19 protein-coding genes are annotated in these 25,747 nt (G+C 41.1%); 5 read left to right on the top strand and 14 right to left on the bottom strand.

Features of this window, described 5'->3' with window-relative positions; translation table 11 throughout:
• Positions 1 to 120: 120 nt before the first annotated feature.
• Entirely contained in the window at positions 121 to 1,818 is a 1,698-nt protein-coding gene (locus tag L0657_RS02710) for an amino acid permease (RefSeq protein WP_235148857.1), read from the bottom strand.
• Between the two features lie 307 nt (positions 1,819 to 2,125).
• Between L0657_RS02710 and L0657_RS02705 the strand changes: the two genes are divergently transcribed.
• Both L0657_RS02705 and eat read left to right on the top strand, forming a co-directional pair.
• Entirely contained in the window at positions 2,126 to 2,875 is a 750-nt protein-coding gene (locus tag L0657_RS02705; protein ID WP_235148856.1) for an alkaline phosphatase, read from the top strand.
• 76 nt (positions 2,876 to 2,951) lie between these two features.
• Complete coding sequence (gene eat / locus L0657_RS02700; RefSeq protein ID WP_235148855.1) at positions 2,952 to 4,265, top strand: ethanolamine permease; 1,314 nt, start codon at positions 2,952 to 2,954, stop codon at positions 4,263 to 4,265.
• A gap of 77 nt (positions 4,266 to 4,342) precedes the next feature.
• On the opposite strand, the gene L0657_RS02695 is transcribed toward eat, so the two are convergent.
• A complete protein-coding gene (locus tag L0657_RS02695) occupies positions 4,343 to 4,582 on the bottom strand; it encodes a hypothetical protein (RefSeq protein WP_235148854.1) in 240 nt (79 codons plus the stop codon).
• Between the two features lie 630 nt (positions 4,583 to 5,212).
• Between L0657_RS02695 and L0657_RS02690 the strand changes: the two genes are divergently transcribed.
• Complete coding sequence (locus L0657_RS02690; RefSeq protein ID WP_235148853.1) at positions 5,213 to 6,091, top strand: response regulator; 879 nt, start codon at positions 5,213 to 5,215, stop codon at positions 6,089 to 6,091.
• A 92-nt stretch (positions 6,092 to 6,183) separates the two neighbouring features.
• Here L0657_RS02690 and L0657_RS02685 read toward each other — a convergent pair whose 3' ends face one another.
• From L0657_RS02685 to acnA, 8 genes are all read right to left on the bottom strand, one after another.
• Positions 6,184 to 6,984 carry an endonuclease/exonuclease/phosphatase family protein gene (locus tag L0657_RS02685; RefSeq protein ID WP_235148852.1) on the bottom strand — a complete coding sequence of 267 codons (801 nt, stop codon included), beginning with the start codon at positions 6,982 to 6,984 and terminating at the stop codon, positions 6,184 to 6,186.
• Positions 6,985 to 7,008: 24 nt separating this feature from the next.
• Positions 7,009 to 8,220, bottom strand: coding sequence for a metallophosphoesterase (locus tag L0657_RS02680; RefSeq protein ID WP_235148851.1), 1,212 nt, complete (start codon positions 8,218 to 8,220; stop codon positions 7,009 to 7,011).
• A gap of 120 nt (positions 8,221 to 8,340) precedes the next feature.
• The gene (locus L0657_RS02675; protein WP_235148850.1) at positions 8,341 to 10,068 is read right to left on the bottom strand and encodes a RagB/SusD family nutrient uptake outer membrane protein; all 1,728 of its coding nucleotides are present in this window, start codon (positions 10,066 to 10,068) and stop codon (positions 8,341 to 8,343) included.
• 24 nt (positions 10,069 to 10,092) lie between these two features.
• A complete protein-coding gene (locus L0657_RS02670; protein WP_235148849.1) occupies positions 10,093 to 13,692 on the bottom strand; it encodes a TonB-dependent receptor in 3,600 nt (1,199 codons plus the stop codon).
• A 186-nt stretch (positions 13,693 to 13,878) separates the two neighbouring features.
• Positions 13,879 to 14,898, bottom strand: a complete 1,020-nt coding sequence (locus tag L0657_RS02665; RefSeq protein ID WP_235148848.1) for a FecR family protein — start codon at positions 14,896 to 14,898, stop codon at positions 13,879 to 13,881.
• 71 nt (positions 14,899 to 14,969) lie between these two features.
• A complete protein-coding gene (locus L0657_RS02660; protein ID WP_235148847.1) occupies positions 14,970 to 15,554 on the bottom strand; it encodes an RNA polymerase sigma factor in 585 nt (194 codons plus the stop codon).
• Between the two features lie 173 nt (positions 15,555 to 15,727).
• Positions 15,728 to 16,414 (bottom strand): ribose-5-phosphate isomerase RpiA, encoded by a 687-nt coding sequence (rpiA, locus tag L0657_RS02655; RefSeq protein ID WP_235148846.1) that lies wholly within the window; start codon positions 16,412 to 16,414, stop codon positions 15,728 to 15,730.
• A 181-nt stretch (positions 16,415 to 16,595) separates the two neighbouring features.
• Positions 16,596 to 19,349: an aconitate hydratase AcnA gene (acnA, locus tag L0657_RS02650; RefSeq protein WP_235148845.1), complete on the bottom strand. Its 2,754-nt coding sequence runs from the start codon at positions 19,347 to 19,349 to the stop codon at positions 16,596 to 16,598.
• A gap of 203 nt (positions 19,350 to 19,552) precedes the next feature.
• Here acnA and L0657_RS02645 point away from each other — a divergent pair, with 203 nt between their 5' ends.
• Both L0657_RS02645 and L0657_RS02640 read left to right on the top strand, forming a co-directional pair.
• Positions 19,553 to 20,368 (top strand): helix-turn-helix domain-containing protein, encoded by an 816-nt coding sequence (locus L0657_RS02645; RefSeq protein WP_235148844.1) that lies wholly within the window; start codon positions 19,553 to 19,555, stop codon positions 20,366 to 20,368.
• Positions 20,369 to 20,524: 156 nt separating this feature from the next.
• Entirely contained in the window at positions 20,525 to 20,899 is a 375-nt protein-coding gene (locus L0657_RS02640; protein ID WP_235148843.1) for a VOC family protein, read from the top strand.
• A 5-nt stretch (positions 20,900 to 20,904) separates the two neighbouring features.
• Here L0657_RS02640 and L0657_RS02635 read toward each other — a convergent pair whose 3' ends face one another.
• The 4 genes from L0657_RS02635 to L0657_RS02620 form a co-directional block, all read right to left on the bottom strand.
• Positions 20,905 to 21,660, bottom strand: coding sequence for a LytTR family DNA-binding domain-containing protein (locus L0657_RS02635; protein ID WP_235148842.1), 756 nt, complete (start codon positions 21,658 to 21,660; stop codon positions 20,905 to 20,907).
• 14 nt (positions 21,661 to 21,674) lie between these two features.
• On the bottom strand, positions 21,675 to 22,742 hold the full coding sequence (locus L0657_RS02630; RefSeq protein ID WP_235148841.1) for a sensor histidine kinase: 1,068 nt from the start codon (positions 22,740 to 22,742) through the stop codon (positions 21,675 to 21,677).
• 69 nt (positions 22,743 to 22,811) lie between these two features.
• Positions 22,812 to 23,465, bottom strand: a complete 654-nt coding sequence (locus tag L0657_RS02625; RefSeq protein ID WP_235148840.1) for a hypothetical protein — start codon at positions 23,463 to 23,465, stop codon at positions 22,812 to 22,814.
• Positions 23,466 to 23,506: 41 nt separating this feature from the next.
• Positions 23,507 to 25,660, bottom strand: a complete 2,154-nt coding sequence (locus tag L0657_RS02620) for a TonB-dependent receptor (protein WP_235148839.1) — start codon at positions 25,658 to 25,660, stop codon at positions 23,507 to 23,509.
• Positions 25,661 to 25,747: the final 87 nt, after the last annotated feature.

The following is a 25,747-nucleotide window of genomic DNA, read 5'->3' as shown; positions in this document are numbered from 1 at the left end:
ATAAACAACAGACTTGCATTTCAGAACAATTCATTAAACAAATGGCGTTATTGATGTTCATGAACACCAATAACGCCAGATTGCTAATTAATACTTTTAGTCTTATTTCAACCGTTCTGGTTAATCTTCATTGCCAGCCAACTTGCTTTTTCTGTAACCGTAACTAAAATATATCACAAGTCCGATTGCCAGCCAGACTACAAATATAAACCAGTTGGATGCCCCCAGTTCAGTCATAAGGTATAAATTGGTCAGAATACCGGCTACAGGAAGAACTGAGAAATTGTATTTAAAACTCATAAACGAAAGCACGATCCAGGCAATCCAGAAAATGACTGTCAAAAGTTTGTGTTCAAAAACGTCAGCCATCGTTAGTGCTTTCCACTCGTCAATAACACCTTCTCCGTAGAAAGCCAGCCCCAAAATTGCGGCCAGAAGACCAAAACCTACCAAAAACTTACCATTAATATAAGGCACTTTAAACTTGGACCTCGCAGAAATCCCGGAATGATCAAGATAAAGAACACCACCGCAAACCAGAATAAATGCGAAAAAAGTACCAACGCTGGTTAAGTCCACAAAGAAATCCATCTTGAAAAACAAAGCAGGAATTCCTACAACCAAACCCGTCACAATGGTCGCGAAGGAAGGCGTCTGATATTTTGGGTGAATTTTCGAAAAACGTTTCCAAAGTAAACCATCACGGCTCATAGTCATCCATATCCTCGGCTGGCCTAATTGGTATACCAGCAACGCACTGGTGATGGCAATAACAGAACTTACCGAAATTAAACCTGCCATAAAGTCCAGCCCAATTCTTTGGAATACGAAAGCGAGCGGATCACTTACGTTTAATTCTTTGTAATTGACCATACCTGTTAACACAAGCGTAATCAAAACATATAGAACGGTGCAGATCATCAGGCAATAAATCATCGCTTTCGGCATATCGCGCTGCGGATCTTTACACTCTTCCGCCGTTGTAGAAATCGAGTCAAAACCGATGAAAGCAAAAAACACAGCCGCCACTCCACTCAAAACACCTTTTACACCATTTGGAGCAAACGGGGTCCAGTTTTCCGGTTTCACATAAAATGCACCGGCAAAAATGACAAGCAACACCACGCCGATTTTTAGTACCACCATAATATTACTGGCCGTTCTAGATTCTCGAATACCGATGTATACCAGACTGGTTACCAGCGCGGTAATGAGCCCAGCCGGAAGATCAAGAATTAAATGAAAACCACCGACAACAGGCGCTATTTCATAGGCATGAGCAGCCAGTTTTTCAGCTGAACTCAGAGATGCAATTCCGCTTGTCTGAAGTTTGGCAAAAGCATCCGCGGCAGAACCTGGGTCAATGGTTAGATAACCGGGAATGACTATCCCGAAACCTTCCAGCATACTGACAAAATATTTCGACCAGGAAATGGCAACAACCATATTGGAAACGGCATATTCCAGAATTAATGCCCAGCCAATAATCCAGGCAAACAACTCACCGAAAGCTACATATGCGTAAGTGTAAGCGCTGCCAGAAACAGGAACCGTACTGGCAAACTGAGCATAAGAAAGTGCTGTAAAAACGCAGGCGATAGCTGTGAAGACAAATAAAAGTGATACTGCCGGTCCGCCATTGAAACTCGCCAGACCAATGGTACTGAAAATTCCGGCCCCAACAATTGCCGCTATTCCCAGGGAAACCAAGTCGCGCACGCCTAATATTTTGGCCAAACCGCCACTTTCGTTCGCATGTGCATCCATCAGGATCTGGTCGACTGTTTTTTTACGAAATAGCGAAGCGTTTTTTTTCATTCGGTTATTGAGATTATTGCGAGTTTTTTGGTTCGTAGGAGCGAAAATAAGGATATTCCCATATCATCAGGTTAAATCCCCAAAATTTGTTGATTTAATCATCCTATTTTCAGGAATAATTCCTGTTTTTTACATATTCTTCAATCTAACTCAGCCTATTTCGCCCGGATTCTTCGTTAATGCTATAAATCCGATTGTTAACTTGTTCTCTTAATCACAATTTATTTTATATTTACGCATACTACTTTCTGGCCATGAAGATATATTCGTTATGAAATGCGCTCTGATTTCGCCCATTGTATTTTCCATGTTTCTCCACAATTCGCTGGCGCAAACGACTGAATTCTATTCTACTGCACAGGCACATTCGCATAATGACAGCAGGCAGCTGCGTCCTTTTGCCGAAGCTTTTGATCAACAATTTGGATCTATTGAAACAGATGTGCTTTTGAAAGACGGAACGCTTTATGCGGTTAACCACGAGGTAGATGCTTCCGATAGCAGAACCTTGGAGAAATTGTATCTGAAACCGATTTCTGAACAAATGGAAAAAAATAGCGGTCTGATCTACGTTGAGAACGATGTTTATTTACAACTGGTTTTTGACCTGATCACACCAGCCTCTGAAACACTGCCCGCGTTGATTAAAGTATTGGAAAAATATAAAAATCTCACTGAATCAAATTGTACGGTTAAAATTGTGATTACCGGAAATATTCCTGCTCCCGAATTATTTGATAAGTATCCTTCTTATGTCAAATTTGAAGGAAGTCCTGATATTGCCTACACGCCTGAACAGCTGGAACGTGTAGCACTCATCGGACAATCCTTACAAAAATATACGGGCTGGAATGGCGAGGGTCCGTTACCGAAAAACGACAGAAAATCAATTTCAAGAGTTGTTCAGAAAGCACACGGACTTGGAAAAAAAATTCGCTTCCGGGACGCTCCTGACAACATCAATACCTGGAAAACGATGATGGCCCTTCAGGTTGATTATCTGGACACAGGGAAAGTAATTCAAATGGGAGATTATCTTCGTACCGCACCACGCTGATAAATAAATCCTGCTGCAACAGACTGATTAAAGATTTTGCCCTTACTATTCAAAATTCTACTTAACTCATTCTTGCATGTCGACTGACCAGGTTGTTGCTCTTAAAAAAGTTTTGAAGCCCATCCATCTTTGGGCAATTGCAGTAGGACTGGTTATCTCCGGTGAATATTTTGGTTGGAATTACGGCTGGGGCGTATCCGGAACCATAGGATTTTTGATCGCCACGCTGCTCGTGACAGTCATGTATGTGACTTTTATTTTCAGTTTTACAGAATTAACAACATCGATTCCGCAAGCAGGCGGCCCTTTTGCTTATGCACATCGCGCATTCGGATGGTGGGGCGGGTTAATTGCCGGTTACGCAACGCTAGTCGAATTTCTTATAGCACCTCCCGCCATCGCTTTTGCATTGGGAAGTTATACGCATTTTCTTTATCCATCCATCACGGTCCTGCAAACCGCTTTTGCATGTTATGTGATTTTCATCGGAATTAATATGCTGGGCATAAAGGAATCTGCCTTGTTTTCATTGGTTGTCACTTTGCTTGCCGTAGGAGAATTGCTAATTTATGTCGGAATTATTGCCCCTAGCTTTTCTTATGAAACTTTCGTCACTGATCCTATGCCCTTTGGTTGGTCTGGCGTTTTTGCTGCACTTCCATTCGCAATCTGGTTTTATCTGGCGATAGAAGGTGTTGCAATGGTAGCCGAAGAAGTGGAAGATCCGAAACGCACGATTTCAAAAGGTTATATTCTGGGAATTCTGACGCTGGTCATTCTTGCCCTGGCAGTAATGATTTTCACCGGTGGAATCGCGCACTGGAAAGTTTTGAGCACAATTGATTATCCACTTCCGGCAGCACTGGGAATTGTTTTGGGAAGAGATAACAGCTGGACTCAGTTGTTCGCCAGCCTTGGTTTGTTTGGATTGATCGCTTCTTTTCACGGAACGATTATCGGATATTCAAGGCAAATTTTTGCCCTTTCCAGAAGTGGTTATCTCCCAACATTTTTAGGGCAGGTAAATTCTCGTTTTCAAACGCCGCACTGGGCTTTACTGACGGGAGGATTTATTGGCTGCGTAGCTTTAAGTTTGGGAACGACAGATCAGGTTATCATTTTGGCGGCTCTCGGAGCGGTCGTGATGTACATCATCAGTATGGCAGCTCTTTTTGTTTTGCGAAAAAAAGAGCCCAATCTCGAACGACCTTTCATCGTCCCTGCCTATCCTTATTTTCCGCTGGTGGCTTTGATATTATCAGTTGTCTGTCTTGTTGCCATTGTTTGGTATAATCTTGTACTAAGTTTTTGGTTCTTTGCGGGGCTCTTGGTGTTAATCGGCATATTTGTTTTGAGCGGAAAACATAATAGTTTGACGCGAAATAATTGATCTTAGAAAAAACGTAACCATAAAAAAGCCACCATACCTATCACAGCATTGTAGCTTTTTAATTATGCAATTTCCTCTCAAATGACGTTAATTTCAACGTCGATATTGCTTCTTGTTGCTTTTGAATAAGGGCAGGTTTGGTAAGCTCTATTTGTAAGTTCAATAGTCTGATCAAGATCCAAACCTGGCAAGCTGATATTCAGGCGCGCCTGCAAAAAATATTTTTCACCTTTCTGAAGCAGATCTACTTCGGCGTCGATTGCGGCTTCCGCAGGAAATTTAGTCCGACCAGCCGGTGGCAAAAAGTTGTTCAGCATTGGTGCCGGTTCCTGATGTTCCGGGACAGTTGAATACCCATCAATAGCTTACCCATCAAAATGTTCAGTTTCGTTTTCATTGTCTGAATTTTGCTAATTATTGTGTCAAAGTAACAGCGAACGTGGTGCTGACCCATCATAAAGTAGGCGAAGTGGACAATGTTGTAGCCGAACTAGTCATGCAGAATCGCGACTGAAATTATGTATGAATTATCTGATTATTTTTTCAGCATAAAAATAATGGCGATCAGATTTTCGCCTTGGCTTGGAAGGTTTTCATGCCTGCCGCGAAGCTTGAACGAGATCAGCAAAGCTATGGTATGATGGTATTTTAGATCAGAGAAGAAATACAATAATTTGAAATTCAACCATAAAATTAATAATTGAAAATCAGATAGTTATAAAAAAAATCTGACGATTACCACAAAAAAAGTTGTTACGGGTACGACTATTTTGAAATCCGACCGCTGTCAAGAAAATTTAACTTTTTAATAATAAATCACTTCAATAAGTTTTGATGAAAATTGCGGGTCGCAACGCTCTTTATGCGAATTACAATGCGTACTATTGAGTTATGAACAAATAAATTTTACGATGCAAAATCACCCCGACACATAACCTGACACTGACATGGAAACAGAGAAAACCATTTATCTTGTGGACGATGACAAAGACGAACTATTTCTTTTAAGACAAGCATTCGAAAGTGTCATTCCGGGCATCCGAATTACCGAAACTACTGACTGCAAAACGTTATTGAATCTTATAGAAAAACAGGAAGAAAAACTGAATCCTTCGCTGATTTTATTTGACATGAGTATGCAGTGCACGAGAGGAATCGAAGCTGTTTCCAGTTTAAAGGCCAATCCCAAAACACATAATATTCCTGTTGTTATGGTATCAACCTGTAACGACAATCATCTGATCCGGGGAGCGTATGACGAGGGTGTAAGTGCTTTTATTACAAAAACATTGTCACAACCAGAGTACAAAACAATGGCGGAAGCTATTAACGTTTGTTTTTTGAACAGCTTTTCCGATCGGGATGATAGTCCGGTTTCGGACAACTTTAAAAATAAGAGTATACTGGTCGTTGAGTGTGATGATGAAAAGTGGAGGTCAATGGATCAGGCCTTTAATATTTATTTACAGGATCTGAAAATTATCCGAACCTGCACCAGAACCGATACTCTAAATTTTTTGACAGAAGAATGGTTTGATCTCGCAAAACCTCCGGCACTAATTATTTTTGATGTGTACCTGCCCACTCGCCATGAAGGCCTCGGCCTGCTTGATTCTATCCGATATTTTTTCTTGTTTCACAACCTTCCGGCTGTGCCCATCATCATACTCAGCAGTTCCGATCGTTCTGACGATATCAAAGTATGTTATGAACACAACGCTAATGCATTTCTTACTAAATCCAGAGATTATAATGGATCAATGTCCTATCTGAAAAAACTTTGTCACTTTTGGTGCAATATGATCTCGGTACCAAAATCAACCTAGTTGTTTTGATGTTGTAGATGACACTGGTACTTTACCAATAAAAAGGGTTGTCAGGAAATTTCCTGCAACCCTTTCATTTTAACTTAGTCCATTTATTTTACTTTCAATTGAACCACAACCGGAAGATGATCTGAAGCATATTTTTCATCAATAACCCTGGTTGATAAACTTTCAAACGGTCCGTTCGATTTGTACATGATAAAATCAATTGTACGGTTTGGCACTTCAACGGGGATGGTGAATGCACATTCCTGGCAACTTCTTGTAAAAGTCTTATCAAAATACTGAATTACTTTACTATCCGGTAGTGCATTGAAATCACCTCCCAAAATCACCGGCAATTTCGATTTTTCAAAATGGTTTACGATAAGCTCTGCCTGAGTTAAACGGTTTTGCTCTTTTAAATCCAGATGAGTGCTGGCAAAAATAATCTTTTTCCCTTTTGAAATCTCCACGGTGATTGCAGCAATTGTTCTGGTTTCACCTTTGATAACCGGGTCGATTGGTAAAATAAACCTTGTTGAATCAAGGATAGGAAACCGCGATAGTACAGCAACGCCGTAATCTCCACCCTGGTGATCGATTGCCTTTGAGAAGAAGTAGTTCATACCAGTCAGCCTGGCCAATTCTTTTGCCTGATTAATTCCTTTACCCGAACGTTCCGTGTTCACATCCACTTCCTGCAGCGCTACAAAATCAGGTTTTTCAGTTGTGATCACTTTCGCAATAGCCGCAACGTCAATTTTATCTCCCGCCGAAGGTGGATTGCAATGATGGATGTTATAAGTCATCACTTTCAGAGTCTTGACTTTGCGATCCGGCGTCATTTCAGACTCTTTCGCGAAAGCAGCCGCGCACCAACAAAAAAACACAATTTGAATTACTATTTTCATAATACCAGATTTATCCTCGTTTAATTAATTTCTTGTCTTTCTTGCCAGTTGAAATTTCCCAACAACTTCACCATCATCGCGGATCATTTTAAGATTTAGCTCCTTTTTCGTAGCACGAACCTTAATTAAAGTCCGGTTGCCTTCGATAGGACCACCTCCAATAACGATCGGATAATTATGTGTCGCATCAGGTTGGTGTGTCATGTAACGGTGCGTATGACCAGAAATCTGAATATCAATTTTGGCCTTATTCAGGATCGGACCAAAAACTTTCTGGCAGTGCAGCGTACCATGCCAGTCGCCGGAATGGTATGGAGAAATATGAATAAGCACAACCCGGAAATCTGCCTTTTTAAATTCGTCACTTGCAATTTCCTTTTCAAGCCATTTTGCCTGAATCTCCCGGTAACGGTCAAAGGCGGCGAGACCTCCATATTCAACACTGTCGTCCTTTTTATCCTCACCAGAATCCAGAATTACAAATCTGACAGGGCCACGCGAGAAAGCATAATAAAATTTATTGTCAGGATAAGCAAAATACGCTGGTATATGGCGCGAGAAACTTCCCCGGCATTCATGATTTCCCTGCGTAAGAATAAAAGGAAATTCATTCGAGAAAATATAGGTGGTCGGTTTTATCAGATGATCAATCAATTGCTGCTCTTCCGTAACCCAGTCGAAACAATCTCCGTTGAAAACTACAAAATCATAATCACGAACATTTCCTGTGTAACCGTGCCGATACAACAATTGCGGAATAATTTGCGGACGATCGTGAATGTCATTAAACACCACAAACTTCACTTCTTCTTCATTAGCCGCAGGAGTTTTGAAACCGAGCATCGTGCTGGTTATTGTTTCTCCAAATTCAACTTTGGAGCCTTTGAAGCCTGTTATTTCCGTAGAAACAATTTTGTACTTATGGCCAACGCCCGGTTTCAGATTGGGTAGCGTTATTTTATGTATCCGGTTATTCGCTTCGATTAATCCATTATTGTAAGCAAAAGCTTTGTTGATCGCATAATTCCCTTCTCCATATTCCACCCAACTGAAACAATTTTTGCTCGTTACCCACATGACCGTGACCTCCTCCAAACCCATATTCTGGAGATACGGACCAGCCATAAAATGATTTTTTTCTTCTGTATTCGCAGCCAAAGCAGAAGCTCCCGGCAGTATACTAAGCGCCCCGATCTGAGACATTTTTTCTAAAAATGATCGTCTGTCTGAAAGCATTATATTTTTGGGTTTAGGAATAACAGTTCTGTATAATTTAAAAGCGGCAAGTATCGAATTTATTTAAGTGAACACCTGAATTTCATTTTTTTCAAAATCCAGGTATTCACTTTTTCTACGTTACCAGTTAGGATTTTGAACCAGATTTGGGTTTAGTAAAAGCTCCTGTGTTGCGATCGGGTACAGATAATCCCGCGCCTCGTTAAACTTTTTATTGATGTGGCCATTGACAACAATATTACCTCCCTTGTTTCCATTTTCAAGTAATATCTCACTGCCCAGTTTCAGTATCTGCGCGCCGGTTGCTGATGGTTTTTCACCTTCATAAATGATCAGATCGACCTTTCCGTTTCTGTCCAGATCATAACTTCCTGCGCCTGGAAAATACATACCTTTATAGGTTTTAGTCAATAGTTGTCCTTCTTTCCAACGAATAATATCGTCCCAACGGAAGAAATTTTCCATCACAAGTTCCACTCTTCTCTCGCGGCGGATTTCGAGAATTACGCCAACGTTACTGCCGCTAAGCTGCGAATATTGCTGCGCCTGGTAAGGATCAGGATTTTTGTTTGCTTCTATTAAATTGATATTCGGCATACCAACCCGGTCGCGAATCAGTTTGATCGATTTATCCAGATCATCCTGCGTCAAAGTTCCTTTTTCTGCTTTCGCTTCTGCATAGTTCAATAAAACTTCGGCATACCGGAAAATTGGCATATCAGTTATGTCTTTGCCAAATGTGTCCCACTTTGGAGTTGATACAAATTTGATAAGCTGATAACCAGTCACTGTCGCGCCGAACTCCGGAACAAGCTGCGCTGTTTCGCCGATACGTGTATAACCCGGCGTCCGGATTGTTTGAGATAAACGCGGGTCACGGTTTTGTACCTCGTCAAAAAATTGCATCGTTTCGTAACCCTTCACATCCGTAAACCGGGATCCATCCGCCATCAGATAACTATTCACAAGTTTTTTTTCCAAACCTGGTTTTCCATAAGAAGCAGTCATCGTGTAATAATTCAGGTTATGATAAACCTGCAATTCATCACTGAAATCCCTGGCGAGAATCACTTCATCGACAATCGCATTATCCGAAGAAAAGAACTTCAGATACGCCGTTGAAGGTGTGGCCTTGTAAATGGTATATCCACTGTTTTTCATCAGATCTTCGGAAGCTGAAATAGCTGCATCCAAGAATTTATCCGATCCTGAAAGTTTAAATTCTGGATGATATTTCCGGAATGTTCCTTCATACAACCCAATCCGTGATTTCAAGGCAAGTGCCGTATATTTTGTAATTGTACTTACCTGACGGGATGCGTCAAGATTGGCAATTGCATAATCCAGATCAGCCATTACAGAATCCATAACCATCGCACGCGGATCCCGCGCTTTGGTCAGCGATGCCTCATCTTTTTCTTCAATTGGCTGTGAATACCAGGGAACGTCGCCGTAACGTTTTACCATTCCAAAATAAAAATAGGCGCGGAAAAAGCGGGCAAGACCATTGTATTTTGCCACCGCTTTCGGGTCAGGGCATTTTCCGGAATTGGCCAGGAAATAGTTGATATTCCGCAAAGTCGTCCAGCTCCATCCTCCCCCGCTTGTCGGGACCACCCGCGTTCCTTGTAACTCATCGCGAAGACTATTTTTTACCACATTATCAACATCTTCATTATACACATCTTCTGCTGATGGAAGTGCGTTGTAAAAAGAATTGGTATAGAGCAGCAAATCATTTTCGGTATTAAAAAATGTTTCCGGAGAAATAGCGTCCATCGGAAGCTGATCCAGGTCACACGCTACCAAACCGAAGGTAACGGCAATGATTAAAATTATTTTTTTCATAATGATATCTTATTAATTCCCGATTTAGAAATTGAGATTCAGACCGACTGAAAAAGTTTTAGATAGCGGATAGGTTCTGCCATTGGTCCCGTCTCCATCAAATTGTTCAGGATCTATGTATTTCGATCTGAGTGGCGTGTAAGTCAGTAAATTTTCGCCGCTTACATAAATTCTGGCTTTCGGAATTTTAATTTTTCTTGTAAGTGTTTCCGGGAAAGTATAACCGATCACGACGTTTTTCAGACGCAGGTAACCTACGTTTTGGATATATTTATCGTTAGGAGCATTCAGATCGCCGCCTCCGTTTAGCGCGGTATATCCTCTGAGCACCGGAAAATATGCGTTAGTATTTTCAGGCGTCCAGACATCTTTTTCGAAGTCCTTTGGTATAAAAGAATAATACGGACGAGAATATGGGCCCCAGAATTTATCTGCGTTATTTCCCGGATACCAGTTTCTGCGAAGAATTCCTTGTGTCAGCGTTGACAAATCGAAGCCATTCCAGGAAGCACCCAGATTTAGTCCATAACGGAAACATGCCCTGTTATTACCAATGATTTTTAAATCTCCATGATCCGAAAGTGTATTTGCGCCCTGGTCAATTTTCCCGTTTCCGTCAGAATCAACAAACTTGATATCACCAGCCTGTAATTTACTCCAGTCTCCCGGGGCGCTCAATCGTTGTTTGTTCACAAGCGACTGGTCAACAGTGTAAGCCTGCGCCTCTTCATTTGTTTTGAAATAACCGTCCAACGAATATCCCCACATATCTCCAATGGTTTGTCCTTCATAATAGCTGGACAAAATCTTGTTTGGATTGTCATATTTGGTAATTTTTGATTTGGTATCGGAAACGATGAATGATGCATTGTAAGCCAATACTTTTCTTCCGACTTTCACCTGGTCGTGCCAGGCGATCGAAAGCTCAAAACCTTTTGTCTGCAAATCACCTGCATTTTGGGTAGGAACCGGGGCTCCGTAAACAGCCGGGAAAACTTTTCCAGGAATCAGCATATCGGTTGTTTTACGGATATAACCATCAAATGCAAGATTCAACCGGTTTTTCAACAAATCAATATCCAGACCAATATTCGACGTAGTCGCCTTTTCCCAGGTTAGGTTAGGCGAAATTGGATTGGGATTATTTACATAAGAAAGCTTTTGTCCATTATTAATCCAGCTCGACTGAGCGGTTGGCATAATTGAGATGTAGGGATAAAAACTGGCAGAGTTTGTGTTGGATGGCAGCTGATTTCCGAGCGTTCCATAGGAAGCGCGGATTTTTAAATTATTCACAACATCATGGATCGGTTCGAAAAATTTCTCCTCGCTAACGCGCCATCCCGCAGAGATCGACGGGAAAAAACCATACCTTTTACCAGCTCCAAATCTTGAAGTTCCGTCATAACGGCCATTGACCTCCAAAAGATATTTCCCCAAATAATCATAATTGAGGCGGAAGAACGCACCAAACAATTCATATTGGTAAGAATCTCCCGTCGCCAGCTGCTCGCCTGTTCCAAGGTCCAGGTCGTTCAGGCTTTCAGAGAGCAAATTTTTTCTGGCGCCAAAAAGTCGCTGATGTTTTTTCGTTTCGTAGTTGATCCCGGCGGTTGCTCCGATATAATGTTTACCTAAACTTTGGTTGAAGGAAGAAAATACATTGACAACATTTGTCGGATCAAACCAGAATGTTTTTCTGAGCTGGTCAGTATTATAATTTGGAACGGTGGCCAAAATTCCAGGCTGAATAGAATATTGCGCAACCGCAGAACGATACCAGTCGTCGGCGATGTAAAAGGAATAGGAATGATTGGCAACAAGATTCCATGTTTTGGAAAAATCAATCGTCAAAGAGTTGATAGTTGTCAGCTCATGCACTTTTTTCTCTCCGCCTGCCACGCCTTTCAAAAGATTGGCGAACAACCCATCACCAATCGAATAATTATTTTTCAAAGTATTATAAGTCGCCGTTCCATCCGGATTTCGCGGTGCGTAAATAGGCAGTGCATGTACCGTGATGCCCACAAAATTTTCATTTGCCCCACCTTCCAGACCAGGATACTTATATTTTGAATCGAAGTATTGGGTGTTGTTGCTTACTTTTAACCACGGAGTCAGCTGGGCATTCACCTTTGTGCGTAAGGTATAGGAATTAAATTTATCCGTATTAATCTTCATAATCCCCTCTTTCGAAAAAGCAGATCCGGAAAGGAAATAATTGATTTTTTCTGTTCCGCCCGACAAATTCAGATTATGCTGCTGAGATGGCTCTGTCATGGTGAACATGGTATCCCACCAATTGTAACTTCCATAATAATTGTAAATGTCCTTACCATTCACATTTTTAACCACCGTCCAAGGGCGCGCCGGATTCTCGGTTTTGTCATAACGGCGCGCTTCCAACTCTTTATAATCTTCATCAGAATAACGCGTATAGGTATTTCCTGTCGCTCTTTTGAAAGCTTCGTCATTCAGCATCGTGTAATCATAACCATTGGTAAGAAAATCTGTACTCACCGTTGGTGTTGACCAGCCGAAATTATTGCTGTATGAAATACTTGTTTTACCGCTTTTTGCCGTTTTCGTAGTTACGAGAATTACGCCAAAAGCACCACGCGCTCCGTAAATTGCAGATGCAGCAGCATCTTTCAAGACAGATACAGATTCCACATCACCCGGATTGATACGGTTGATATCGCCAGGTATACCATCGATTAAAACCAGCGGCCCGCCGCCGTTGATGGAGGTTTCTCCACGGACATTCAAATTCCCGCCCTGTCCCGGACGACCGGTGGAAAACGTTATATTTAGATTTGGGATCATGCCCTGAAGTATCTGAGACATGTTGTTCAACGGACGGTTTTCCAGATCTTTCGCCTGAATCTGACTCACGGCTCCAGTCAGGTTAACCTTTTTTTGTACACCGTAACCGACTACAACAAGTTCGTTCAATGCTTTGGTATCAGGGGCCAGCGTCACATCCACGACTGATCTGCCACCAACGGTTACTTCCTGAGATACGTACCCGACGAAGCTGAAAACCAGGATACTTTCGGTTGTTGGAACCGTCAGTTCGAAACCGCCGTCGTTATCGGTTGTCGTCCCGCTAGCTCCGCCTTTGACGATGACGCTCACGCCGGGCAAAGTTCCGTTATCATCTCCGGATTTCACCGTCCCTTTGATACGGATTTCCCGATTCGTCATATAAACCTGTAACTTGTTTTCAAGAGATTCAATAACCGTTTCTTCTTTCGGCGCACGTTCTCGTGCAAGCACAATTTGTTCATTAATCACCTTGTAATGAATCCCACGCGGCATAAGCAGCTGATCCAAAACTTTGGAAAGTTTCTGATTTTTTACATCAATTGTTACAAACTCTTTCAAAGAAACCCGGCTGCTGTATACAAATTTCGTATTTGTTTTCGCCTGAATCTGTTCCAGGGCTTCATTCAGCCTGACATTACTGATCCGAAGCGTCACGTCTTTACTTAAAATTGATTGCGCCGAAAGCTTACTTGCATAACTAATATTTGCGAGTAAAACGGCCAATATCCATTGTAGCAATCCGATGCGCATTATTTTTTGCCAGTTAATGGGCTTGTTACGTACTGAATTTTGCATAATTTTGATTTGTCTTGATGGTTTAAGCACTGTTTGGATACATGAGCCTTTTGTTTCGGTGGTACGATTCAACATAGGCCATAAGCTTGCGCCGGGGGTGGTGGTACACTCCCGGTTTTTTGTTATTTCACGGCGGGATCAGGTAGCAGTCTTTCATGGATTAGTTGTGGTTAACTTCTTTATTTATCACTCGTTGCACGGCAAGCCGTCGATCGTTATTATTTTCCCGGACATCGTGTAATTTGCTTCAAGGGTGGTACAAAGCATTTCCATAATACCTGGCAATGATTGTTTTTCAAAATCTCCGCTGACCCGACAGGATGACAAGCCAGGATTCGCTAACTTAATTTTGATATCAAAACGTTTTTCAAGTTGGTCAACAACCTGATTTAAAGGAGTTTGGTTGAAAACAACGGTAACTGGCTCATAAATCTCCTTTTTCATCTGTGGAGCCATGGCGACAAATACCAACCGCTTGGATCCGGTTTCGAAAAATGCTTCCTGCTTTGGTGTCAATACGACCAATTGCTGCTTTTGTTCCTTATCCGGAGCTGATACTTCAACTCTGCCAGTGACTACGGAAATCTGGAAAATCTTTTGTTCAGACGGCGCTTTCACATTGAAACTCGTACCCAAAACCCTGATCACCATCTCACCGCTTTGAATGGAAAAAGGACGTGATTTATCTTTGGAAATATCAAAAAAACCTTCTCCTGAAAATGTAACAAGGCGTTTATCCAGATCAAATTCTTTCGGATATCGAATAGCAGAATTTGTATGCATCCAGACAGAACTGCCGTCAGGAAGCTGGTGTTTGACAACCCTGGGTTCACTATTTATAAATTCAATGATATTTTCAGCTCCTTTCCGCTCAATTTGTTTTGCGATGGAAACTTCTTTTTTATTACTAAGATTATAAGTAAAATAAATCCCTAAAACCAGCAAAACGGATGCTGCAAGCCAAGTGATCCAGCTCAACGGAAATTTCCTGACTTCCGGCTCATTACCCAGGTTTAACTGATTTTGAATTTTAGTGAAGGTGTCGTTCTGCAATTGAAGTTGTTCATTCTCCGGTAACGAACCCAGAAAATCGGACTCTCCGCGCAGGGAAGCAAACCATTTTTCGACCAGCTCGCGCTCGTCGTCCGTGCACTGATTGTTAAGGTATTTGTCAAGAAGTTGGGGGGAGATATTATCCGGCGTCATGTCTTAGTGAATGTTACAATTCCTAAGTCGTGTGCCGACAGATCAACCCTTAGTCGATAATAAAAAATATTTTAATAAAAACTGATGAGAATGAGCGCGTAGGCGAAATGCTCTTTCAGATATTCCTTTAAAACCCTGAGCGCCTTAGTGATATGCTGCTCAACGGTTTTTTCAGATATTGATAATTGAAGTGCAATTTCCTTATTGGAATTCCCCTTTCTGCTAAGAATAAAAACTTCCTTGCATTTTGGAGGCAGCAGATGAAGTCCTTCTTCGTACCGGATTTGAAGATCAGAAGTGAGGATATCCTGATCGGTCAGATTGACTGAATCTTCACTTTGGATCTGCCAGCGATCATAATGAAATTTCCGGGTATATTCCTTTCTGTAATAGGATATTATAAGATTTTTAACCGAAGAAAACAAATAAGAGCGCCCCGAATTGACCTTGCTCCTGTTGCTTTGCTGCCAGATACTGACAAATAATTCCTGGACAATTTCCTGAGCTGCAAACTGATCGTTGACTTTGCTGTATGTATAATTAAATAAAATACGAAAATAACGATCATACAGCATAGTGAATGCTGACTCATCGTTATTCTCCTGAATGAGCGAAAGAAGTTGTTCGTCGGAATAGGTAAAATTTACTGTTGCCATAACCTGAATTCCTGTGTCCTTTGATTTACTATACTTTTTTTCGCAAAGTTCGGTCAATATTATTGCTGCCCATCAGTTTTCAGATTAAGTAATGTTTCTATTTTTTTTACTTTCTTAACATAAATTTAATTAAGAATTTAAGCCGGAAAAACCTTAAATGTTCCCGTTCTTCTTCAGATCTCAGATTTTGAAAAAGTTACAGTCGAGTCATTATTTCCCATAATCACTCTGGAAGCCAGGTTTATAAATAGTCCATGTTCGACAACGCCAGCAATTTCACTAAGCTTCGTGGCCAGATAAGCAGGATCAGCGATCAATCCGAAATCTGCATCAATAATATAATTTCCTTCTTCCGTCAGAAGCGCTTCTCCTTCAACAAGCCGGACTTCTCCTTTTCCTCCAAGCAGAATGATTTGGCTCATCACATATTTCGCGGCATACCTGATTACCTCAACCGGAATTGTAAATTTTCCAAGAAGCTCAACTTTTTTCGATGAATCCGCTATAATGATTTCCTCTTTCGTTAGAGAAGCTACAACCTTCTCTTTCAGCAGCGCAGCGCCACCGCCTTTAATCAAATAAAGATCGTAAGTAAATTCATCGGCACCGTCAATCGTTACGTCAATATAACTTACTGAGGAAATATCAACTGTTGGAATACCAAGCGAATTAGCCAGTTCTTCTGATTTTGATGATGTCGAAACGCCCGTAATTTTCAACCCATTTTTTACAAGCTCCCCTATTTCAAATATAGCGAATGTCGCGGAAGAACCTGATCCTAAGCCAACAATCTGATTATCTTTAAGATATTTGACAGCTTCTTTTGCCGCCAGTTTCTTTTCATTATCTAAATCTTTCATTTTCAATTTTCGTATAAAATGAGGCCCGTAAATATGGCAACTAAAAAAATGAAGATGAAACTATTACGCATAATAATAATTTCATCTTCCGGATTTTTTGAGACTGACTGGATGGCAATTTACGCCAGTCACTTATTCTTAAATATAAACTACTAGCTATATACGCACGTTCAGGGCGTTCTCATTCTTCACTTTTTATGAATTGCCTCAGCATATATTGAAGAATACCTCCGTTGCGGTAATAGTCAATTTCCATTCTGCTTTCCAGCCTGCATCGAACACTGAAAGTTTTGTAGTTTCCACCCTTATCCACCGCAGAAACAACCAGATGCTGATTTGGTTTTATGGAATCATTAAAACCTTTGATCGTAAATTTTTCAGTGCCATCCAGACCGATAGTCTGTGCGGTTTCTCCATCAAAAAATTGGAGAGGAACAACGCCCATTCCAACGAGGTTACTTCTGTGGATGCGTTCAAAACTTTCTGCGATAACGGCTTTTATACCAAGCAAATACGTCCCTTTCGCAGCCCAGTCGCGGGATGAACCGCTCCCGTATTCCTTACCCGCAATGACAATCAGTGGCGTTCCGTTGGCTTTATATTCAAGAGAAGCGTCATAAACAGTCGTTTCCTCACCAGTCGGGAAATAGGTAGTAAATCCGCCTTCCTTCGAAGCCAGTTTATTTTTTATTCTGACATTGGCAAATGTACCACGCACCATCACTTCATCATTCCCTCTTCTCGATCCATAAGAATTAAACGCTTCATAGGGAATATCGCGGCTAAGCAGATACTTGCCGGCGGGAGAAATTTTACTGAATGATCCTGCCGGGGAAATATGGTCCGTTGTTACAGAATCGCCCAGCATAAGCAGTACGCGGGCATCGGCAATGGGTTGAATAATATCCGGTTCAGCAGAAATATTTACAAAAAACGGAGCTTCCTTAACATAAGTCGACTCCGGATCCCATTGATATGCCTTATCCTGAGGTACTGACAAATTTTTCCAAAGATCATTTCCATCAAAAATTTCACTGTAACTTTTCTGATAAAATTCCCTTTTGACAACATGGTCAACAACCTCAGCAATTTCTTCCTGCGACGGCCAGACATCTTTTAAGTATACCGGCTCGCCGCTTTGGTCAAATCCAAGAGGTTCTTCCTCCATATCTATATCCATCCTGCCGGTTATTGCATAAGCGATTACCAGTAATGGCGACATCAGGAAATTCATTTTTATCTGCGGATGTATCCGCGCTTCAAAATTTCTGTTGCCGGAAAGTGCCGCCGCCACGATCAGATCTTTGTCTACAATGGCATTGGATATCGGATCCGGCAATGGCCCGGAATTGCCGATGCAGGATGTGCAGCCATAACCAACAACATTGAATTTCATCTCTTCCAGACTTTCCAGCAATCCAGATTCTTTGAGATAATCGGTAACTACTTTGGAACCCGGCGCCAGACTCGTTTTAACCCAGGGCTTCACATTGAGGCCTCGCGCCAATGCCTTTTTAGCAAGTAAACCAGCGCCGATCATCACATCGGGATTGGATGTATTGGTACAACTGGTAATTGCAGCTACGACAACATGACCATCATTAAGGTAAAATCTTTCTCCATTATAACCCACCTCCGCAAAACGCATTTCCGATTGATCATTTTCCAAGACCTGAGCTGGCTCAACGTTCCCTCCTTCGTCTGCCCAGGTACTTAATGGCCTGTCTTCGAAGCGAATATATTTTCTTGAATATTTTTGTTCTAAAATATCAGTAATCACATCTTTTGCCTGAGAAAGCAATATCTTATCCTGCGGCCTGCTTGGTCCGGAAATCGTAGGAACAATTGAATTCAGATCAAGTTCGACAACCTGACTGTAATTTATGGCGTCTTCATTTTCCCGCCAAAGCAAATTTTCCTTCGCATATAATTCTGTTAACTCAATCACTTCCTTCGGACGATTGCTTTTTTCCAGGTACTGGATCGTCTTTTCATCAATTGGGAAAAATGTGATTGTACAGCCAAATTCCGGTGACATATTTCCAATCGTTGCCCGATCAGGAACCGATAAGGAGCTTAATCCATCTCCAAAAACCTCGACGAATTTACCAACCACTTTCGTTCTTCTTAGCAGTTCGGTTATGGTCAAAACCATATCCGTAGCAGTTGTTCCAACTGGTAGTTTGCCGGACAATTTCAAACCTATCACTTCCGGAACGGCAAAAAACTGGGGTTGTCCAAGCATCGCCGCTTCCGCCTCGATACCACCGACACCATAGGCCACAATGCCAAGTCCGTTCACCATAGGCGTGTGTGAATCCGTTCCGACGAGCGAATCCGGAAAAGCCAGACCGTCCCGCTCAACCACACATTGCGAGAGATATTCAAGATTTACCTGATGGCAAATTCCCATTCCCGGAGGCACTACTGAAAAATTATCAAACGCTTTTTGCGCCCATTTTAAAAACCGGTAACGTTCGCTGTTTCGCTCATATTCTTTTTCAACATTCTTCTCATAAGCATCTTTATTTCCAAAATAATCGACCTGAACCGAATGGTCAATCACCAGATCGACCGGAATCAGCGGATTAATTCTCGACGAATCCTTTCCCTGCCTTTCCATTTCTGCTCTTAATGACGCAATGTCGACAATAGCCGGAACGCCTGTAAAATCCTGCATCAACACTCTGGCAGGCATAAACGGAACCTCTTTATCATTGGGCTCCGGTGTCCAATTCATCAGCGTTTCCACATGTTCCCTAGTAATTACTTTGCCGTCGAAATTTCTTAAAACATTTTCAAGCAAAACGCGTATGCAAAAAGGCAAAGCCGAAACATTTGTTCCCTTCTGCTCCAACGCTTTCAAACTGTAAAAATCGAGGCACTTATCTTTTAAATTGAGTGATCTTTTTATATCCAGAAAATCCTGACGCATGGTGAAAAAAGTTTAATTTATGCAAAATGTAAATTGACCCAATAACTATACCATTGTAGGTTATCGATCTCAGATGTTACTTCGCAATCTACATAAAAGTTATCATCAATGTCAATGTATATTTTCAGTATATAGAGGTTAAAATGAACACATTATCATCGCAACAAAATTGTAATTCAGTCATTTTATCATAAATTGAAATCATGAAAACCGAGACATCGATCCGAAATCTTTATACACCTTTGCAGCCGTCCATTGCAAAATCGGCTGACAATATCACGTATCAGGAATTTCTACCGGCAGCCGGATTGCAAAATTTTATTTATTGTTACTGGCATCTAAAAAGTACCCAAGCACTTTCGGAGCCGTTTAATTACAGGGTTGTTGCGGACGGATGCATTGACATTTTCTTTGAGCTAAATAACCCACAGGAGAGTTTCGTAATGGGATTCTCAAAAAAATTCACTGAATTTCCGCTTGGAAACTCATTTAATTATTTTGGGATACGCTTTTTACCAGCCGCATTTCCACAATTATTTAAAATTGACGCATCGGAAATAAGCGACCGTTTCGAAAATTTAGATCTTATTGTACCCGGCACCTCCCTTTTCATCCGGCAAAAATTTTATTCTGTAAATAATGCACTGGATATCAAAAACCAGCTTGATCAGCATTTTCTTAAAATCCAAACGCAGAGCCAATTAATTGCGGATCACAGACTTTTTCGGGCAATTAATTTGATCATTAAAAATTCCGGTTCGATAACCATTGAAAAAGATCTGGACACCGGTTTGAGTCCGCGCCAGCTCCGGCGACTTTTTGAATTCTACATCGGCGACTCTGCCAAAACATTCAGTAAAATTGTCCGTTTCCAAAGCCTTTTAAATTCCCGTCCAACAGCGCAGTCCATACGTCAGGAAAAGCTCTTTTTTGACATGGGTTATTTTGATCAGGCACATTTTATCAAAGACTTCAAAACTTTTTACGGAATCACGCCCAGCCAGGCATTCCTGAAATAACTTGTCCGATTTTTACAATGTTCAACGTGTTGGAAGTGCGAACTTTGTTTTATTAATTCAAATAAAATGAAACAGATACTCGCTGCTGCTCTATGCCTTTGTTTCTACGCAAATGCATATTCCCAAACAAATTCTATCACTAAAAATCAAAAAAAGATGAAACTGAACGCTGGTGTTATCACACAAAAACTCAAAGAAAGCAAGACTTTTTATACAGAGATCTTAAATTTCGGAATAACCTTTGAAAATGAATTTTACCTCCTTCTACACACACCAGATCGCAATTCGGAGATCAGTTTTCTACTTCCAAATCATCCTTCGCAACAGGATTTTTTCCATAAACCATTTCAGGGTCAAGGCATGTATCTCACGATCGAGGTTGAAGAAGTGGACAAGATTTATGCGGACATTAAAAAGAAGGGTATTGAAATAAAGATCGATTTGCGCGATGAGCCGTGGGGAGACCGCCATTTTGCCATTGAAGATCCAAACGGAATTGGCATTGATATTGTCAGATACTCGCCTCAGTAAAAAGGTCATTGTCCCAACCAATTTTTGAAAGACTGCATTTTTTCGCGGCTTATCAGAATATCATGATCAGCACACTGATCCAGCTGAATTTTCAGCCGGCTGTTTGAGTAAGTAAAAACTCCCTTGATCGCGTCGACAGCGCTGATGTATTTTCTGTTTAACCTAAAAAAACTTTCCGGGTTCAGCATCGTCTCAACTTCGTCCAGCGTATAGTCGACAATAAACTTTTTCCCTTGTGTTGTCATCAAAAAAGTGACCTTGTCTTCGCTATAAAAGTAGCAAATTTCTTCGATCGCAATGGTTTGGATTCGCTCACCGATTTTTACAAGAAAACGGTTTTTATATACTTTCTGAACAGGTTGAAGCAAAGTTTTAATTTGATCAAGGGTTATCTCGGGTGCTTTTCTCCCGGATTGAAATTTATGCAAGGCATTTTTTAATTCCTCAGGATCAACAGGTTTTAATAAATAATCTATGCTGTTGAGCTTAAAGGCTTTGATCGCGTATTGATCGTATGCAGTGCAGAAAATGATTGGAGACGTAACCTTGACATGTTCAAAAATCTCAAAACTTATCCCGTCGGCCAGTTGAATATCCAGAAAAATCAGGTCTGGCTGAACATTATTTTTAAGCCACTCAACAGCGGAAGTGATCGTATCAAGATTTCCAAAAATTTCACATTCTGGTAATATTTCTTCTACCAATTTTACCAGCCGTTTCGCCGCAAGATTTTCGTCTTCGATGATCAGTATTTTTGTCATTTGAAAATCAGTTTTTATAATTCCTTTGCAGTTAACAAAGGTAATCTTACCACAAATGAAGTGAGCGATTCTTCTATTTCAATTGGCTTACTACTCATCAATTCATATCTTTTGCGAATATTCGAGAGGCCAATTCCCGTTGACTCTTCCGATAAACTGCTTTTCAATTGCAGATTATTTTTCACGACCAATTTATTTTCTTCCATTAATATGTCGATAATCAGTGGATTTGCCTGCGAGGCGATATTATGTTTTATCGCGTTTTCTAAAAGCATTTGTAAAGAAAGCGGCGGCAGGAAAAAGTCTAATTGTTCGCCGAGATTGATCCGATATAACAAGCCTTCTTCAAAACGTATTTTTTGAAGCGAAAGAAAGTTTTCAGCAAATTCCAGTTCACCGGAAAGTTCGACTAGTTTTTCTTGCTGAACTTCTAAAACATATCGATAAATTTTAGAAAGCTGACGAATAAATTTAACAGCCGTATCCGGATTTTCATATACCAGATTACTCAGAACATTTAGGGAATTAAATAGAAAATGTGGATTCAACTGGTCCTTCAACGTTTGATATTGCTGGGCATATTGTTGCGTTTTCAATTGTTCAGCTTCAATCGCCGACTTCCGCCATTCCAGCAAAAATGAACGACTGATAAGTATGACCGAAATTACAATCGAGATTTTCAAGGGTATGATGGTGTCGGAAATAAGCTCGTCCCAGGGAATATTTTTCAGATCAATTGAATCATATACAAAGGTTCCGAAGAGAAAAGACAAAATGATACTGGCAATAAAAACATATAACAAGTATCCGGAAGTCTCCAGAATTAATCTCTGAACGGGATACTTTATCCAGGGCATTTTTCGGTCGAAGTAGTATTCGAATAGAAAACCACCATAACTTAAAACGCATGATACTAAAAAAGAGCTGGCAAAATTATCGATCGAACGAATCAAACCTTCCTTACTCAAAAGACAAGACGGACAGAAACTGAAAGTAATTGCGGCGGCAATAATTATATTCACTCCGAAAAAGGAAGGAGAAAAATTCCAGAATTTTTTAGAGCCTTTTGTAGAAGGTGACATACTGTTCGTCTGTTTTTTAAAGTATGTAATTTTAGAGATTAATTCCAATCAATCATACGTTCACCGGAATCACTGACATACTTTTGACAATTTATCGGCAAGATTTTTTCCCCAGGTTGGCAGCAAGGCAGCTTTTAATGTTTCTTCATTTTGAGCTTCAAAAGAACGCTGACTTAGTTTGACCAGATCGCAGGCTTTCTCTGTTCCGGAATTGAAAAATCTCGCCATACCAAACTCCATTTGCGCCATTAATACAGCCGCTCTCGGATTTTTTGGATCAATTTTCAGGGCTTTACTGAAATTGTGCATTACCTTTCCCGATAAAGTTTGCCCTCTGCTTGCCGGATCCGCACTTACTTCTGCCATTACTTTAAAGCCTTCCAAAGCGATAATCTCAGCGTTGTCCGGAGAAATTACCTCGGCTTTTTTGATCAATTCTTCCGCCTTAGCCAACGCTTCGTCGCGTTTCTCCAATGACGAAGCACCATCTAGTCCCTGGTAAATGTATGCCAGAGCGCCATAGTAATACGGCTGCCATTCCTTCGGATTCAGCTGACTGATTCTTGAAAATGCATTAGCAGATTGCTGGAATCTATTGAGCGAATCTGCATGATCCAGTTTAGCAATTTCAGTTTTCATAACGTTTTGGTAAGAAGTTTCCTGCGCAAAAACAGACACCATAACGGCAAAGATTAAGATGATTGTTAACAGTGATTTTTTCATGATTTCTGGAAATTAAGATTAATAAAAAGAAAAAATTGACATTAAAGATTATTCAGCTGATTTGCAGTTTTATCCTTTGAAAGTGTAATAAAAAGTCCGGCGAAGATCATTCTCGTTGCTCCCTGTCCTATCTGAGTTCTCTCAAAAAAGCCTGTTTCATCGGGCTGGCTGGCATATTTGTAGCCAAACACATTGTTTCTTCCCAGCACGTTGGAACAAGCCAGATGCAGGATCATATTTGGCTTCGGCAAATAACTCCAGCTGATACTCAAATCGCTATACGCCTTTGTTTTGCTTTGCATTTCACCTGGAAGATTGGGATCGTTGAAAGTGTAGCCACTGTTCCACGACCAGGAAGTTCCAAGCTGTGATTTCAGGCGACTTACGAAATGTTTTAAAACAACAGATCCGTTGTGTTTTGGGGCGAAAGATGGCTGCACTTTCGATTCGTAAACAGAATATTTTCGCTTACTGTCAACAAAACTGTAAGTCACCCAAAAGTCTGTATTCCTGACTGTTTTTTTGTCCCGGTAAAAGACATCCGCGCCTCTGGCATAACCGGAACCAGTCTGCGCGATTCTGACAGGAGCCTGATCAGTGCCGCTGTAAGTAGCCAGATTTTCGTAGGTTTTATAAAAAGCCTCCGCACGTAAAGTCCTGTTATTGTTGACAATGAAGTAATTAACTATGTAATGACTTGCTTCTGCATTCTGCAAATCGTTTTGCAACACTCTCAATTTTTCATCCGGAAGCTGGTGGAACTTACCGGCGGCAATGGAAAACTGCCCCTGATTATTAAGCTTATATGCAAGAGATGCGCGAGGATCAAGCCAGTAATGTTTTGCAACGGTGCTGAATCCGCTGCGTAAACCTCCTCTGAAAACCAGCCTGTTGCTGAAATAATAATCTGTTTCGAGAAAATGATTGAGCTGATGATCATGCAAACCACGTTTTAGCTTGTCATCAATCCGTTCTTCTGAAAAAGATTTCAGATACCATTCAACGCCATTTTTTAGTGAAAACTGTGGGTTAAAATCTTTTGTCGCAACTACTTTCGCATGTCCCACCTGGTTAATCTGGCGAATTGGCTCATAGTTTAAATTGATCAGATCCCGGTTATGGGAATATGCCAGCCCCCCGTAAAAAGACCAATCATTTTTTCCAGTCTGGCGAAATGAAAGGTTTCCGTAAGAATATCGATTGTTGATCCGAACTCGATCTCCCCTGCCTGGCTCACCTGGAACCGGTTGCCAAATCGTCATTGAGCTTCCCTCGGTGTGCGCATACGCCTTAATAAATCCCGATTTCCCCCATTTTTGTTTCATGGCAATCTCTGTATCCCAACTGGCGGGGCTTTTTTCCCAATCAAATTTCTGACTGATGAGAGATTGGTATGGTGCAAGATTGTAGTAATTTGCTGATGCAGTAACAGCATTTTCCTTTCCGACAAAAGTTTGTGTATAACCTCCACCCAAAGACATAATACTGAGATCACCCTGACTTCTCAGGGGCATATCCAATGTATTTAAAGCAAGCGCCGAAGAAAGTGCCTGCCCATATTCTACGGAATAACCGCCTGTACTAAAAAAGGAACCCTTGAATAAATTGGGACTAAAACGATTCCGAGTGGGAACATTTGCGGCAGTGCTGCCATAGGCATTTCCGACTTGGAGCCCATCAATGAAAATGGAAGTTTCGGAAGCGTCGCCGCCTCTTACAAACAACCTGCCGTCATTTCCAACTGTGGAAGTTCCAGGAAGGGTAAGTAATGCAGCCGTGATGTCACCCATCGCTCCTGATGTTGTAACAATATCAATTGGCTTTAAAACCACAGATTTCTTCACATCGCTGGCCTCCATGGCGCCTGCACTGATTGTTACCGCAGTAAGTAAGTCTATACTTTCAGTAAGAGAAATTTGAATACTTAACGGCTTGCCCGAGCAAATAATTTCTATTTCCTGCGTCTTAAAACCTAACGCCTGAACGGTTATTATTTGCTTATTGGCAGCGGCAGTTTCAAAATTAAATTTTCCGTTTTCATCCGAAGATACCCCGTCATAAGTCCCTTTTATAAAAACATTTGCACCCGGAATACCAGTGCCTTTTTGATCAGAAATTTTCCCGGATATGGTAGTTTGACCAAAAACGGAGCAACATACAAAAAGTAGCGTTAGTGAAACGAGCAGCGTTTTCATTCTGATCTTCTGTTTAGATTATGATCAAATTTGAAGATTACGCCGACAGAGAACAATCCGACCTTACCGAAGTTTAAATTTATTTCG

Origin of the sequence: Dyadobacter sp. CY345 (assembly GCF_021502725.1) — a bacterium.
Lineage (GTDB): Bacteria > Bacteroidota > Bacteroidia > Cytophagales > Spirosomataceae > Dyadobacter.
Note: the sequence above shows the minus strand (reverse complement) of the source record. Positions and strands in the feature narration are given on the sequence as shown.

Bases quoted from the DNA above. Each gene is read 5' to 3' on its own strand.
- L0657_RS02660 (WP_235148847.1), bottom strand. From the start codon at position 15,554: ATGGCAACAGTAAATTTTACCTATTCCGACGAACAACTTCTTTCGCTC.
- acnA (WP_235148845.1), bottom strand. From the start codon at position 19,349: ATGCGTCAGGATTTTCTGGATATAAAAAGATCACTCAATTTAAAAGAT.
- L0657_RS02710 (WP_235148857.1), bottom strand. From the start codon at position 1,818: ATGAAAAAAAACGCTTCGCTATTTCGTAAAAAAACAGTCGACCAGATC.
- L0657_RS02665 (WP_235148848.1), bottom strand. From the start codon at position 14,898: ATGACGCCGGATAATATCTCCCCCCAACTTCTTGACAAATACCTTAAC.
- L0657_RS02680 (WP_235148851.1), bottom strand. From the start codon at position 8,220: ATGCTTTCAGACAGACGATCATTTTTAGAAAAAATGTCTCAGATCGGG.
- L0657_RS02645 (WP_235148844.1), top strand. From the start codon at position 19,553: ATGAAAACCGAGACATCGATCCGAAATCTTTATACACCTTTGCAGCCG.
- L0657_RS02640 (WP_235148843.1), top strand. From the start codon at position 20,525: ATGAAACTGAACGCTGGTGTTATCACACAAAAACTCAAAGAAAGCAAG.
- rpiA (WP_235148846.1), bottom strand. From the start codon at position 16,414: ATGAAAGATTTAGATAATGAAAAGAAACTGGCGGCAAAAGAAGCTGTC.
- L0657_RS02685 (WP_235148852.1), bottom strand. From the start codon at position 6,984: ATGAAAATAGTAATTCAAATTGTGTTTTTTTGTTGGTGCGCGGCTGCT.
- L0657_RS02635 (WP_235148842.1), bottom strand. From the start codon at position 21,660: ATGACAAAAATACTGATCATCGAAGACGAAAATCTTGCGGCGAAACGG.
- L0657_RS02625 (WP_235148840.1), bottom strand. From the start codon at position 23,465: ATGAAAAAATCACTGTTAACAATCATCTTAATCTTTGCCGTTATGGTG.
- L0657_RS02705 (WP_235148856.1), top strand. From the start codon at position 2,126: ATGTTTCTCCACAATTCGCTGGCGCAAACGACTGAATTCTATTCTACT.
- L0657_RS02620 (WP_235148839.1), bottom strand. From the start codon at position 25,660: ATGAAAACGCTGCTCGTTTCACTAACGCTACTTTTTGTATGTTGCTCC.
- L0657_RS02675 (WP_235148850.1), bottom strand. From the start codon at position 10,068: ATGAAAAAAATAATTTTAATCATTGCCGTTACCTTCGGTTTGGTAGCG.
- L0657_RS02630 (WP_235148841.1), bottom strand. From the start codon at position 22,742: ATGTCACCTTCTACAAAAGGCTCTAAAAAATTCTGGAATTTTTCTCCT.
- L0657_RS02670 (WP_235148849.1), bottom strand. From the start codon at position 13,692: ATGCAAAATTCAGTACGTAACAAGCCCATTAACTGGCAAAAAATAATG.
- L0657_RS02695 (WP_235148854.1), bottom strand. From the start codon at position 4,582: ATGCTGAACAACTTTTTGCCACCGGCTGGTCGGACTAAATTTCCTGCG.
- eat (WP_235148855.1), top strand. From the start codon at position 2,952: ATGTCGACTGACCAGGTTGTTGCTCTTAAAAAAGTTTTGAAGCCCATC.
- L0657_RS02690 (WP_235148853.1), top strand. From the start codon at position 5,213: ATGGAAACAGAGAAAACCATTTATCTTGTGGACGATGACAAAGACGAA.